The organism is Amycolatopsis umgeniensis (assembly GCF_014205155.1).
Lineage (GTDB): Bacteria > Actinomycetota > Actinomycetes > Mycobacteriales > Pseudonocardiaceae > Amycolatopsis > Amycolatopsis umgeniensis.
This window is the reverse complement of the sequence record NZ_JACHMX010000001.1, coordinates 4,675,511-4,688,795: the sequence shown is the minus strand read 5'-3', so window position 1 is coordinate 4,688,795 and position 13,285 is coordinate 4,675,511. Positions and strand designations below refer to the sequence as shown.

Here is a 13,285-nt window from a genome sequence, read left to right as displayed (position 1 = left end):
TTCGCGCGGGGCACATGACATTCGGATGACAAGCGGTCAGCGTGTGGTGCGCGAACGGTCAGCGGCGGCGGACAACCTCTCGGCCATGACCTACATCGCGGGTTCTCCCGAAGACTTCCTCGCCGTGCGGCAGCTGACGTTGCGCGGCACCCAGGCCGAGATCGGCCACGCTCTCGCCGCCGAGATGAAGGCGCGGACCGGCTGGACGCCGCCGCCGACCGATCCGATCGTGGCCAGGGCCCGGCGTGTCTGGTTCGAACGGAACTGGCCGCAGTACGCCGCGCGCACGGCCGGATTCGCCGAGGCCTACGGGCTCGCGGCCGACGCGGCGGTCTGCTTCGACAACGCCACCGCCTTACCCGCCGGATCGGGCTGTTCGGCGCTGTGGACGGGCAGCGCGCTCGGCCGGAACTACGACTTCTTCACGTTGAGCTGGAGCCAGCTGGGCGCGGTGATGGCCGGTGCGGAACCCGTCGACGACGGGACGGTGCCGATGGCTTCACGCCCCTACGTCCTGACCACGATCCCCGACGACGGCATCGCCTCGACGTCGCTTTCGATGTCCACAGTGGACGGTGCGATGGAGGGTGTCAACGAGGCCGGGCTCGTGGTCGCGTTGCTGATGGCCGACCTCGAGGCGGCCACTCCGTTGGAGCACGATCCCGGTCCGCAGGCGGGTCTCTCGGTGCCCCAGGTCTGCCGGTACCTGCTGGACACGTGCGAAAACGTCGACGAGGCCAAGGAAGCGCTGATGCTCGCCAAGCAGTACGCGCACGGCGCGCCCTGTCACTACATCGTCGCCGACGCCTCCGGACGCGGCTTCGTCTACGAGCGCGGCGCGCACGACATCGAGTACTTCGTCGAGGTCGCGGACGGGCCGCTGTGCGTCACGAACCATCCGCTGCACCGCTATCCGGACATCGACGCGCTGCCGGAGGACACGCCGGAGACCATGCTCACCTACCAGCGGCTGCGCACCATCACCAAGGAGGCGGAGGCCGGGCCGCGCGACGCGCTCGACGCGGTGTCCGTCGCGATCGAACCGGGCGCGCCATGGCGGACGTTGTGGCGCAGCGTCCTCGACCCGGCGGCCCGCACCATGAGCACCCGGTTCTACCTCGGCGACGGGGACCACGGCACCGCGCGTCACTCGCCGGAACTCACCTTCGGCGTTTCGAGGTGAACAGTGTTGACATCGGCAAGGGCCGCAAGATCGGGACGATCGCGGTCTGTGTGCTGGCGCAGCTGCTGATCGCGATCGACCTGACCGTGCTGCATCTGGTGCTGCCGTCGCTTTCCGAGCAGATGCACCCGTCGACGACGGAAATGCTGTGGATCGCCGACGCGTACGGTTTCGCGCTCGCCGGGCTGCTGATCACGATGGGGAACATCGGCGACCGCGTCGGCCGGAAGAAACTGCTGCTGATCGGGGCGTCGCTGTTCGGCGTCGCTTCGGTGATCACCGCGTACGCGCCGACGGCGGAACTCCTGATCGCCGCCCGCGCGCTGCTCGGGATCGCCGCCGCGACGCTGATGCCGTCGACGTTGTCGATCATCCGGAACGTGTTCACCGGCAAGGAACGCGCGGCCGCCATCGGGGTTTCGAGCGGGCTGACGATCCTCGGTTTCGGCATGGGGCCGCTCGTCGGCGGCGTCCTGCTCGACCATTTCTGGTGGGGTTCGGTGTTCCTGGTCAACGTGCCGGTGGTGGTGGTCATGGTGATCGCGGGCGCGCTGATCCTGCCCGAGTCGAAGAACCCGTCCCCGGGGCGGATCGACGTGCCCAGTGTGCTGCTGTCCATCATCGGCATGGTCGGGATCGTCTACACGATCAAGGAAGTCGCGTACCAGGGCTGGGGGCACTGGGACATCGCGGTGGCCGCAGTGCTCGGCCTCGGCTGCCTGCTGGCGTTCGTCCTGCGGCAGCCGCGCCTGGCCGAACCGCTGATGGACCTGAAACTGTTCGCGCAACGGGCGTTCTCGGCGACCGTCGGCACGACCATCCTGGCGATGTTCGCGCAGCTCGCGGTCTCGCTGATGTTCGCGCAGTACCTGCAACTGGTGGCGGGCTGGTCGCCGCTGAAGTCGGGGCTCGCCGGGTTGCCGGGGATGGGCGGCGCGATCGTCGGCGGCGTGCTCGCGCCGCTGGCGATCAAGGCCCTCGGCCGCGCGGTCACCATCTCGCTGGGCTGTGCTCTTTCGGCGACGGGTTTCGCGTTGTACTCGGGTATCGGTGTGACGATCGTCTACACCGACCTGCTCGCCGCGATGATCGTCTTCGGTGTCGGGCTGGCGCTGATCCTCGCCGTCGCGACGGACACGGTGCTCGGCGTCGTGCCGAAGGCCAGGGCGGGCGCGGCGTCGGCGATCTCCGAGACGGCGACCGAACTCGGCGGGGCGCTGGGGATCGCGATCCTCGGCAGCGTGCTCGGCGCGCTGTACCGGAGCGAACTCGTCATCCCGGCGGGTGTGCCGCCCGAGGCGATCTCGGACACCCTCGGCGGCGCTGTCCAGGTCGCGGCGCAGCTGCCGCCCGAGCAAGGAGCTTTGATCCTCACCAATGCGAAACTGGCGTTCGTCGACGGGTTGCAGGTGACGATGCTGTGCTCGGCGGGGCTGATGGCGTTGCTGGCGGTCAGCGCTCTGTTCACGCTGCGCGGGGTGCCGAAGGTGCTCGAGGACCCCGAAGACGAGCCGGTGCCGGTGCCCGCGACGGTGTGAAGCGTGGGCTGAAGGGGCCCTTCACCGCATAGGACGTGGTGAAGGGCCCTTCCCTGCATGAGATGCGGGGAAAGCGTCCTTCAGCTCCTCGGTCCGGCCAGCGGGACGGCGCGTTTGTCGCCCGACCGCACCATGGCCAGCAACGGTTTCGTGGCCACCGCGAGCAGCCGCGCCGCGAAGGTGCGGCCGTTGCGGCGAGCGATGTCCGGGCCGAAGGCGTCCATCAACGTGACGATCCCGGGCAGCGGCCGCACGAACAGCGTCACTTCGGTGATGAGCCCGTCCTCGCGGAGTTTCAGCACCGCCGCCTCTTCGATCTCCTCCGCACCGATGCGCGCGGTGTAGACGACGACCCGCGTCGACGCGTCGCCCGTGTCGGTGTGGAAGCTGACGTCGCGCAGATGCGAGTAGGCGACCTCCAGCAGCGGCCTGAGTTCCCCGTGCCCGGTGAACCGGACCCGGCTGGTCAGCGGCGAATGGACGACCGCGTCCGGCGCGAAGGCGCTCAGCGCGAGTTCGACGTCCCGGGTCTCGAGGGCCCGGCGGTATCGCTCGGTGGTGTCGATGCTCATGTGTCCTCCTGGATCAGGGCTCCCAGACCGCGCCACAACAGATCCGTCGTGAGCGCGACGACTTGCTCTCGCGGGATGTCACGGTTGCTCCACCACCAGGTGGCGATGGCGTTCAGCGCGCTCTTCGCCGCCTCGGCGAGCGCTTCGTTCGCGCGGTCGCGCGGCAGGTCCGCGGTCAGCGCCAGGTGAGGGACCTGGGCGAACACCTCGGTCAGCTGACCGGTGGCCCTGGCCTGCCCGCGCCGGTGCACCTCGGCGACCCCCGGGTCGGACGGCGTTTCGGCGAAGATCATCCGCCAGCCGCGTTCGTTGGTCTCCATCCACGCGAAGATCGCCGCCACCCGGCCGCGCAGCAACTCCTCCGCGGTCTCCGACGGCGGCAGCTCGGCCCAACCGGCCAGCAGACTGTCCACTTCGGACTCCAGAAGCCCGGCGTACAGCCGCGCCTTGGACGGGAAATGGTCGTACAGCACGGGCGTGCTGATCCCGGCCGCCGTCGCGACCTCGCGCATCCCCGCCGCGTCGTATCCGGACGCCGCGAACACTCGTGCCGCCGCGGCCAGGATCCGCTCCCGGCGTTCTTCCCTGCTCAACCGCTTACCTGACATCGGTTAGGTACGGTACCACTCAACCTGACGACTGTCAGGTAGCGTTCCGGGTAACCTGGTCGATCGTGCGCACAGTCGTAGTCATCGGGGGCGGGATCGTCGGGCTCGCCACCGCCTGGGAGCTGACCAAACGTGGCCTCGACGTCACGGTGCTCGAGAAGGAGGACCGCTGGGCGGTCCACCAGACCGGGCACAACTCGAACGTCGTGCACGCGGGGCTCTACTACAAGCCGGGTTCGTTCAAGGCGAGGATGTCCACCGCGGGCAATCGGTCCATTGTGGACTTCGCGCGGCAGTACGGGGTGCCGGTGGAGGTGTGCGGCAAACTCGTCGTCGCCACGTCCGAAGCGGAGCTTCCGGCGCTGAAGGTGCTCGCGGAACGGGCCGAGGCCAACGGCGTCCCGGCCAAGCTGATCACGCCGAGCGAGGCCCGCGAGTACGAACCCGAGGTCTCGTGCGTCGCCGCGCTGCGCGTCGAGTCCACCGGCATCATCGATTTCCCCGCCGTCTGCGCCGCGCTGGTGCGGCTGCTCGACGAGTCCGACGCCGACCTCCGCCTCGGCACGCCCGCGCTGGGGATCCGCGCGGGCCGCACCGGCGGCGTCGAGGTGGCGACGGGCGACGACGTGATCCACGCGGACGCGCTCGTCAACTGCGCGGGCCTGCACGCGGACCGCGTCGCGCGGCTCGCCGGGCTCACCCCGAGCGCGCGGATCGTGCCGTTCCGCGGCGAGTACTACGAACTCAAGCCCGAACGCCGCCATCTGGTGCGCGGCCTGATCTACCCGGTCCCGGACGCGTCACTGCCGTTCCTCGGCGTGCACCTGACCCGCATGCTCGACGGCAGCGTGCACGCCGGCCCCAACGCCGTGCTCGCGCTGCGCCGCGAGGGCTACACCTGGCGTGACGTCTCCGCGAAGGACCTCGCCGAAGTCGCCCGCTTCCCCGGCGTCTGGCGGCTCGCGCGCAAGTACGCGTACCCGACCGGCCTCGACGAGGTCCGCCGCTCGTTCTCCCGCCGCCGCTTCGCCGAGAGCCTCGCGAGGCTCGTGCCCGCCGTCACCGAGGACGACATCGTGCGGCACGGTTCCGGTGTCCGGGCGCAGGCGCTGCGCCCGGACGGCGCGCTCGTCGACGATTTCCTGATCGAGACCGCGCGGAACCAGGTGCACGTCCTCAACGCGCCCTCACCGGCGGCGACCAGCGCGCTGGAGATCGCCAAGCACATCGCCGACGAAGTGTCCGCCTAGGCGGGCGCGTTCGCGGTCACGAGCGGCATCACGGTCTGCGGGATCTCGCAGGCCTTGGCGTTGTCACTGAGGTCGCCGGTGTCGAGTTTGATCGACGAGGTCTCCGTGATCGGGAAGAGCGCGACGCAGATCGGGCTGTCCGGAGCGGAGTAGACGATCCACTTCCGGCCGTTCACCGTCTGCTCGGCCGGGGTGCCTTCCAGCCCTGGCACGTCCTCGGTCTTGGTCGCCGTGTAGACCCAGAGGTCGAGCGCCTTCTTGCCCTTGTCGCCGTCCGTGTCGTCCCACTGGCAGCCGTTCTTGGGATCCCTCGAGGAACCGTTCATCGGCCGCGCGGGCAGGAGCTTGAGCGGGGCCACCTGCTCGGGCTTGAGCAGGGTGCACGGGTCGACGGTGGCCAGCGGGCCGGACGGCTCGATCGGCTTCTGCCCCGGCGGCGAGGTGATCTCCGGGTTCGGCTGACCACCGGGAAGATGCGAGGCGACGATGGGGAGAGCCGCCTTCGCCAGGTCGCAGGCCTTGCTGTTGTCGTCGCCCGGGGCGTCGCTGGAGACCTCGATGAAGGTCTTCGCGTCCAGCTCGGTGCTCAGTGAGCAGTAGCTCGGCCCGAGGATGGTCGCGTACCGCGTCCAGGTGAACCCGCCGACGCCGAACTTCTCACCCGGCAACGCACCCGCGTAGTACTCGACCGCCGAGAGGTCCTTGCTCTGCGAAACCTCCAGGGCGACCCCGTCCGGCGCGTCCTCGAGTTCGGGGAAGCGGCAGACCCCGGGGATCTTCTGTTCGGGCTTCGCCGGACGTTCCTTGCCCGGATACGTGACACCCAGCGCCGCCGCCTGCTCCTGCGTCATCAGGGCGCACGGCTCGGCCTTCGTGATCACCGGCCCCTGCCCCGGCACCGGCGAAGCCGAACCGCCGATCGTCGACGTGCATCCGCCGAGCGCCAGCACCGCCAGTCCGATCGCGAGCGAATTCCGATACCGCATGCGTCCCCTCCTCCGGGTCCTTACTTCGATGCCGGGGTGAGGACCTCGGTTCCGCCGAGGAAGGGACGAAGCGCTTCCGGCACCCGGACCGAACCGTCTTCGAGCTGGTGGTTCTCCAGGATCGCGACGATCCAGCGGGTGGTGGCGAGCGTGCCGTTCAGGGTGGCGACGGTCTGCGGACGGCCGTCGTCGTCGCGGTAGCGGATGCCGAGGCGGCGGGCCTGGAACGTCGTGCAGTTCGACGTCGAGGTCAGCTCGCGGTAGGTCTCCTGCGACGGCACCCACGCCTCGCAGTCGAACTTCCGGTACGCGGAGGTGCCGAGGTCGCCGGTGGCGGTGTCGATCACCCGGTACGGGACCTCGATCTTGGCGAGCATCTGCTCTTCCCAGTCCAGCAGGCGCGCGTGCTCGGCTTCGGCGTCCTCGGGACGCGTGTAGACGAACATCTCGACCTTGTCGAACTGGTGGACGCGGATGATGCCGCGGGTGTCCTTGCCGTACGAACCGGCCTCGCGGCGGTAGCAGGACGACCAGCCCGCGTAGCGCTTCGGGCCCTTCCCCAGGTCGAGGATCTCGTCGGCGTGGTAACCGGCGAGCGGGACCTCGGAGGTGCCGACGAGGTACAGGTCGTCGTCGCGCAGCCGGTAGACCTCCGACGAGTGCGCGCCGAGGAAACCGGTGCCCGCCATGATCTCCGGCCGGACGAGGGTCGGCGTGATCATCGGCGTGAAGCCGTTCGCCGTCGCCTGCGCGATGGCCATGTTCAGCAGGCCGAGCTGGAGCTGGGCGCCGATGCCGGTGAGGAAGTAGAACCGCGAGCCCGAGACCTTCGCGCCGCGCTCCATGTCGAGCGCGCCGAGACCCTCGCAGAGCTCGAGGTGGTCCTTCGGCTCGAAGTCGAACTTCTTCGGCTCACCGACGTGCTTGAGCACGACGTAGTCGTCCTCGCCGCCTTCGGGCGCTTCGGGGTGGACCAGGTTCGGCACCAGACGGTGCAGCTGCTCGAACTCCTCCGACGCCTCGGTCTGCTCGACCTCGGCGGCCTTCACCTGGGCGGCGAGTTCCTTGCCCTTGGCGAGCAGCGCGGCCCGTTCGTCACCCTGCGCCTTCGGGACGAGCTTGCCCAGCGACTTCTGCTCGGCGCGCAGCGTGTTGGCGGCGGCGATCGAAGACCGGCGGCGGGAGTCGAGGGAGAGCAGCTTGTCGACCACTCCTTCGTCCTCGCCACGGGCACGCTGCGAAGCGCGCACGACGTCCGGGTCATCGCGCAGAGTCCTGGGGTCAATCACGAGAGCTGAGGGTAGTCCGTGGGCTCGGCGCGCTTCGAGGCAGTTTCCCCGTACAGACTGTGCGGGCCGCCGCGGATAACCCGACAGTCTGATCGTTGTCGCCCGTTTCGGGCCCTCCCCATACTGAAATCTCCTGCTGCGGACGGAGAAAATCGATGACCGATGCGGATCTGCTGGCACGGCACAAGGCGGTGCTCCCGTCCTGGCTGGCGCTCTACTACGACGAGCCGATCGAGATCGTGCACGCGCAGGACCGACGGGTCATCGACTCGACCGGGCGGAGCTATCTCGACTTCTTCGCGGGCATCCTGACCAACTCGATGGGCTACGACGTCTCGGCGATCAGCGACGCCGTGCGCAAGCAACTCGACACCGGGATCCTGCACACCTCGACGCTGTACCTGATCCGCTCGCAGGTCGAGCTGGCCGAGCGGATCGCGAAGCTCTCCGGCATCCCCGACGCGAAGGTGTTCTTCACCAACTCCGGGACCGAGGCCAACGACACCGCGCTGATGCTCGCGACCCAGTACCGGCGCAGCAACCAGGTGCTGGCCATGCGGAACTCGTACCACGGGCGGTCGTTCGCGACGGTCGGCATCACGGGCAACCGCGGCTGGTCGGCGTCGTCGCTCAGCCCGGTGAAGGTGAGCTACGTCCACGGCGGCTACCGGTACCGCAGCCCGTTCCGGGCGCTTTCGGACACGGAGTACATCGACGCGTGCGTCGCGGATCTGGTCGACGTCCTGGAGACGGGCACGTCGGGCGACGTCGCCTGCATGATCGCCGAGCCGATCCAGGGCGTCGGCGGGTTCAGCTCACCGCCGGACGGCCTGTTCAAGGCGATGAAGGAGGTCCTCGACCAGTACGGGATCTTGTTCATCTCCGACGAGGTCCAGACCGGCTGGGGACGGACCGGGGAACACTACTGGGGGATCCAGGCGCACGACGTCGTCCCCGACGCGATGACCTTCGCGAAGGGCCTCGGCAACGGCCTCGCGATCGGCGGTCTCGTGGCACGCGGCGACCTCGTCGACTGCCTGACCGCGAACTCGATCTCGACCTTCGGCGGCAACCCGGTCGCGATGGCGGGCGCGGCCGCGGTCCTCGACCACATCGCCGACCACGACCTGCAGGCCAACGCGCTCGCGCGGGGCAACGAACTGCTCTCCGGCCTGCGCGCGGCGGGGAACCCGCTGATCGGGGACGTGCGCGGCAAGGGCCTGATGATCGGCGTCGAACTGGTCGAGCCGGGCGGCATGGCGCCGAATCCGGGGGCCGCGGCGCGGATGATGGAGCTGACCAAGGCGCGCGGGCTGCTGATCGGCAAGGGCGGGCTGCACGGCAACGTGCTGCGGATCGCGCCGCCGATGACGCTGACCGCCGACGAGGCCGCCGAAGGCCTCGCGATCATCCTGGACGCGCTGGCGGCCGTCTCCTGAGCTGCCCGCGCCTGACGCGGCGAAGGGAGCTTTCCTCGCATCACCTGCGGGAAAGCTCCCTTCGGCTCAAGACTTCACGAAACGCGAGATGACCTCGCCCAGCCGCACGCCGGCGTCCTCCTGCAGGAAGTGACCGGCGCCGGTGATGGTCGGATGCTCGAGTTCGCGGGCGCCGCGCATCGACCCCCGCAGTTCGAGGCCCCACGGCGCGGTGATCGGGTCGCCGTCGGAGAACGAGACCAGGAACGGCTTGTTCAGTTCGGCGAGCACCTTCAGCGCGGCCCGGTTGGCGGCCGAGGCCGGATCGTCCGGGGTGATCGGCACGAGCGACGGCATCGCGCGTGGCGCGGCCTTGTACATCTCGTTCGGGAAGGGCGCGTCGTAGGCGGCGCGGACCTCCTCGGACAGTTTGGTCTGGCAGCCCGACTGGACGAACCGCCCGACGTCGATGACCTGGGCGTTCTCCATGGTCTCCCGGAACTTGTGCCAGATCTCCGGCATGTCGGTGTCGCCGGTGGGGAGGCCGGTGTTGGCCGCGACGATCCGGGAGAACCGGTCGGGGTTCTCGGCGACCAGCCGCAGGCCGATCAGGCCGCCCCAGTCCTGGCCGACCAGGGTGACCTCGTTCAGGTCGAGCACGTCGAAGGCGAACGCGCGCATCCACTCGACGTGCCGCTGGAAGGTGTGGTCGACCATGTCGCCGGGTTTGTCGGACCGGCCGAAGCCGACCAGGTCGGGCGCGATGGCGCGCAGTCCGGCGTCGGCGAGCACCGGGATGACCTTGCGATAGAGGTAGGACCAGGTGGGCTCGCCGTGCAACAGGAGAACGGGCGGCCCATCCGCGGGTCCGGCCTCCACGTAACCCACTCTGATCACGCCGCCGTGAAGGTCGACGAGTTCCGCGTAGCGCGGTTCGAAATCGAAATCGGGCAGGTCCGAGAACCGGTCGTCCGGTGTCCTCAAAAGGCGCACGACACCCACGTTAGTGGGAATCGTGCGCCTATGCCGGTTTCGTCAGGTCAGGCGATCAGGAGATGCCGACGGCCACGACCAGGCCGAGCGCGAGGTGCGCGGCGGCGACCACGACGCTGACCGGGGCGAACTGCTCGCTCTCGATGGTCGAGCGGACGTCGATGCGGGTCGCCCACTCCAGCAGCCGGACGGCCAGCACCTGCACCACGATGCCGAGCAGGCCGTAGACCAACGACGTGATGAGGCCCTCGGTCAGGTCGCTGGCGGAGTTCGCGATCGCCACGACGACGATGAACGCCATCGACAGCAGGCCCGACGCGGTCACGATGACCGCGTTCGGCAGGCCGCGGCTGACCAGCTGCGACAGCTTGCCGGGCGTGGTCCAGTCGATCGCCCAGAACCCGGCGAACATCAGCAGCAGACCGACGACGCCGTACAGCAGGATCGCGCCGATCCCTCGCACGAGGTCGGAGCCGAACGTGTCGGACAGCGCAAGGGTGGTGGTCACAGGGTGCTCCCAGAGGTGCGGGTCGAGAAATGTCAGGTTTGTGCGGTTGCTTCTATCACGACTCGACGATGCGGTGCGGGACGAACGCCGCACCGTCGTCTGTGACGAGTCCCGCCGTCTCGCGGATACCGAGGCCGGCGGCGTGGTCCCCGACGATCCACGCGCCGAGCGCGGGCCGGTAACCCTGGAACTCCGGGAGCGGGTCGAAAGCCTGGTAGACGTAGCCTTCGGCGCCGTAGACGCCGTCGGTCTGCGTCTCGTACCCGGTGGCGACGATCTGCACGTTCGCGCCCTCGCGGCCGAGTTTCGGCTTGCGGACGTACTCCGTCAGCAGGCCGGGGTCGTCGGCGAAGGCGGGCAGCAGGTTCGGATGCCCCGGGTAGTTCTCCCACAGGATCGCGAGCAGCGTCTTGTTGGAGAGGATCATCTTCCACAGCGGCTCGACCCACAGCGTGCGAGGCATCGTCTCGACGGCGAAGCGGCCGAACTCCTCGTCGACCACCCATTCCCACGGGTAGAGCTTCACCACCGTCGCCATCTGCGACTCTTCGAGGTCGACGAACCGCTTGAGCACCGGATCCCAGCCGATCTCCTCGATCGACAGGCCGACGGTGTCGAGCCCGGCCTCGGCCGCGGTCTCCTGCAGGTACGCCGTCGTCACGTGGTCCTCACCGGACGGGTCGGCGGACGACCAGGTGAAGTGCAGTTCGTTGGAAGGCAGCTTCTCGGCGAGCTCGCCCCAGCGCTCGACCAGCTTCTCGTGGATCGAGTTCCACTGGTCGTCCTCGGGGAAGACCGCGGTCTTCCAGTGCCACTGGAGCACCGCGGCCTCGAGCAGCGAAGTCGGGGTGTCGGCGTTGTACTCGAGCAGCTTCGCCGGGCTCTTGCCGTCGTAGCGCAGGTCGAACCGGCCGTAGACGTGCGGATCCTGCCGCTTCCACGACTCCGCGATATGCGGCCAGACCCACTCGGGGATGCCGAAGCGGTGGTACTGCTCGGTGGTGATCACGTTGTCGACGGCTTCGAGACACATCGAGTGCAGCAGTTCGACGTCCGCCTCGACGGACAGGATCTCGTCCATCTCGAAGACGTAGTGGACCGACTCGTCCCAGTACGGCCTGGACTTGCCGGCGCCGTCACGGGCGGGGGTGCCGAAGACCAGGCCCTGTTCCTCGACGATGTTCTGCCAGTCCCGCCGGGGCGGCTTGGAATCCCGATACAACTACGAGCCCCCGCTCTTGCCGGTACCGCCGGAGGTACCGCTCTTGCCGCTGATGCCGAACCCGCCGCGCTGGACGGAAGTACCCGATTTGGTCCGCACGTTCGCGTTCGGCGGCGCCGTGTACGAGCCGCCGGAGACCCGCTGCCCGATCGCGCCGGAACCGCCGTAGTTGTAGCGGTAGCTGTTGTAGCCGCCGCCCACACCGATCGGCATGAAGAAGAAGCCGCCGCTGACGTAGCCGCCGTGCGACGTCACGTACCTCTCGTCGCAGTTCTGGTCGTCGTTGACGATCTCGGTGTCTTTGGCGGCGCAGACCGCCGTGACTTCTTCCGGCTTCGCGACGGTGTAGAACGTCGCGACGAGGCCGACCAGCCCCACGGTCACACCGGTTCCGATCAGGAGTTTCTTCTTGGTCGAAGACTTCTTCTCGGCGGCGCGAGCGGCTTCGGCGTCGAGCACCTCTTGGCGTTCCTGCTCCGCCAGTGCCTGCTGCCGTGCCCGCTGCTCGGCCAACGACGGCTGCCGCGCCTGCGTGCTGCCGTCCTGAAAGCGCATAGAACCGCGCTTGGGCGGCTCCTGGGGCGGCTGTGCCCCCTGGTTGTCATCCTGCGTCATCGAAGCTCCGTAATCGCCCGCCGGCCCGAACCCGTGTCCAACACTAACCACCCGGTATGCGCACCTTACGTGCGGCGCGGGCATCATGGAGTGGATGTCTCAACAGGCCGAGCGGTTCCGTGATCCGCGAAACGCGCTGAGCACCCTGCGCACCCGGCTCGTCATGGCCGGTGTGTTCGCGGGAGCGATCATCGCGCTTTCGCTGAGTGTGGCGTTCTCGTGGAACGTGGGCCCGGAGGGCGGTGCGGGCGGCGGCGCCCCCAAACTGTCGCCCGCCGCGGTCGAAGCGTTCCAATCTCCCCCAGGCACCTGCCTGACCTGGAACAACCCGGACGCCAACGACGCGCGGCGCGTGGCGTGTGCGGAGTCCCATCTTTTCGAGGTCACCAGCATCGTCGACATCGGCGCGCAGTACCCGGCGGGCGTGCCGAGCCCCAACCTGGAGCAGTGGCAGGAGATCTCCCGGTCACGCTGCACCGTCGACGTCAAGCCGTACCTCGGCCGCACGCTGGATCCGTACGGCAAATTGAGCATGAACCTGCTCCGGCCGACTCCCGCGCAGTGGGAGGACGGCGACAGGCAGCTGCGGTGCGGGCTGCAATGGGCGGGCCAGGGCGGCAAGCTCCAGCCGACCAAGGGACCGGCGAAGGAGCAGAACCAGTCCGCGGTGTGGGAGCCGGGCACCTGCCTCGCGCTGCTCAACAACAGCTTCGGCGACCCGATCGACTGCGCCCAGCCGCACTCCTACGAGATCATCTCGACGCTCGACCTCAAGACGAAGTTCAAGGACGGCTACCCGTCTCAGGAGCAGCAGAACATCTGGCTCGACACCGAATGTTCGACGGCCGCGCAGGACTACACCGGCAACGCGGACCTGGCGGCGAAGAAACTCATCCTCGGCTGGGACGTCCGCGAACAGGAGAGCTGGGACGCCGGGTCGACGCTGGTGAACTGCAAGGTCGCGGCGGCCCTGCCGGACAACAAGGGGCTCGCGCCCGTCACCGGGAGCGTCAAGGTCGGCAACGGCGAGGCCCCGCCCTCCGACGGCGGCGGCCCGTCGAACCCGCCGGCGTCGTCTTCGGCCCCGAAGACCGGCGGGTGAT

General features: G+C 68.9%; 13 protein-coding genes. 5 read left to right on the top strand and 8 right to left on the bottom strand.

Translation table 11 applies throughout. From position 1 onward, the window contains the following. Positions 1 to 85 precede the first annotated feature (85 nt). Positions 86 to 1,183, top strand: coding sequence for a C45 family peptidase (locus HDA45_RS21995; RefSeq protein WP_184898229.1), 1,098 nt, complete (start codon positions 86 to 88; stop codon positions 1,181 to 1,183). Next, entirely contained in the window at positions 1,180 to 2,721 is a 1,542-nt protein-coding gene (locus HDA45_RS21990; protein WP_184898227.1) for an MFS transporter, read from the top strand. The genes HDA45_RS21995 and HDA45_RS21990 overlap by 4 nt, the downstream gene beginning before the upstream one ends. 80 nt (positions 2,722 to 2,801) lie before the next feature. Here HDA45_RS21990 and HDA45_RS21985 read toward each other — a convergent pair whose 3' ends face one another. After that, positions 2,802 to 3,293: a nuclear transport factor 2 family protein gene (locus HDA45_RS21985; protein ID WP_184898225.1), complete on the bottom strand. Its 492-nt coding sequence runs from the start codon at positions 3,291 to 3,293 to the stop codon at positions 2,802 to 2,804. After that, entirely contained in the window at positions 3,290 to 3,886 is a 597-nt protein-coding gene (locus HDA45_RS21980; protein ID WP_184898223.1) for a TetR/AcrR family transcriptional regulator, read from the bottom strand. Before HDA45_RS21980 ends, HDA45_RS21985 begins: the two co-directional genes overlap by 4 nt. Here HDA45_RS21980 and lhgO point away from each other — a divergent pair. Then, positions 3,841 to 5,151 carry an L-2-hydroxyglutarate oxidase gene (gene lhgO / locus HDA45_RS21975; RefSeq protein WP_343072128.1) on the top strand — a complete coding sequence of 437 codons (1,311 nt, stop codon included), beginning with the start codon at positions 3,841 to 3,843 and terminating at the stop codon, positions 5,149 to 5,151. The two genes, HDA45_RS21980 and lhgO, sit on opposite strands and share 46 nt — an antisense overlap. Here the strand turns inward: lhgO and HDA45_RS21970 are convergent. Together HDA45_RS21970 and serS are read right to left on the bottom strand one after the other, a co-directional pair. Then, a complete protein-coding gene (locus HDA45_RS21970) occupies positions 5,148 to 6,137 on the bottom strand; it encodes a DUF3558 family protein (RefSeq protein ID WP_184898219.1) in 990 nt (329 codons plus the stop codon). The two genes, lhgO and HDA45_RS21970, sit on opposite strands and share 4 nt — an antisense overlap. Before the next feature lie 20 nt (positions 6,138 to 6,157). Further along, complete coding sequence (gene serS / locus HDA45_RS21965) at positions 6,158 to 7,426, bottom strand: serine--tRNA ligase (RefSeq protein ID WP_184898217.1); 1,269 nt, start codon at positions 7,424 to 7,426, stop codon at positions 6,158 to 6,160. A gap of 155 nt (positions 7,427 to 7,581) precedes the next feature. Between serS and HDA45_RS21960 the strand changes: the two genes are divergently transcribed. Continuing rightward, positions 7,582 to 8,865, top strand: coding sequence for an aspartate aminotransferase family protein (locus HDA45_RS21960; RefSeq protein WP_184898215.1), 1,284 nt, complete (start codon positions 7,582 to 7,584; stop codon positions 8,863 to 8,865). A 66-nt stretch (positions 8,866 to 8,931) separates the two neighbouring features. Here HDA45_RS21960 and HDA45_RS21955 read toward each other — a convergent pair whose 3' ends face one another. Genes HDA45_RS21955 through HDA45_RS21940 form a run of 4 tightly spaced genes read right to left on the bottom strand, consistent with a single transcriptional unit; the run spans position 8,932 to position 12,182 of the window. After that, positions 8,932 to 9,837 (bottom strand): haloalkane dehalogenase, encoded by a 906-nt coding sequence (locus HDA45_RS21955; RefSeq protein ID WP_184898213.1) that lies wholly within the window; start codon positions 9,835 to 9,837, stop codon positions 8,932 to 8,934. A 55-nt stretch (positions 9,838 to 9,892) separates the two neighbouring features. After that, positions 9,893 to 10,345, bottom strand: a complete 453-nt coding sequence (locus HDA45_RS21950; RefSeq protein ID WP_184898211.1) for a DUF350 domain-containing protein — start codon at positions 10,343 to 10,345, stop codon at positions 9,893 to 9,895. 55 nt (positions 10,346 to 10,400) lie between these two features. Further along, entirely contained in the window at positions 10,401 to 11,567 is a 1,167-nt protein-coding gene (locus tag HDA45_RS21945) for a glutathionylspermidine synthase family protein (protein ID WP_184898209.1), read from the bottom strand. Continuing rightward, positions 11,568 to 12,182: a hypothetical protein gene (locus tag HDA45_RS21940; RefSeq protein ID WP_246480753.1), complete on the bottom strand. Its 615-nt coding sequence runs from the start codon at positions 12,180 to 12,182 to the stop codon at positions 11,568 to 11,570. Between the two features lie 94 nt (positions 12,183 to 12,276). Between HDA45_RS21940 and HDA45_RS21935 the strand changes: the two genes are divergently transcribed. Further along, positions 12,277 to 13,284 carry a septum formation family protein gene (locus HDA45_RS21935; RefSeq protein WP_184898207.1) on the top strand — a complete coding sequence of 336 codons (1,008 nt, stop codon included), beginning with the start codon at positions 12,277 to 12,279 and terminating at the stop codon, positions 13,282 to 13,284. The last annotated feature ends 1 nt before the right edge of the window (position 13,285 follow it).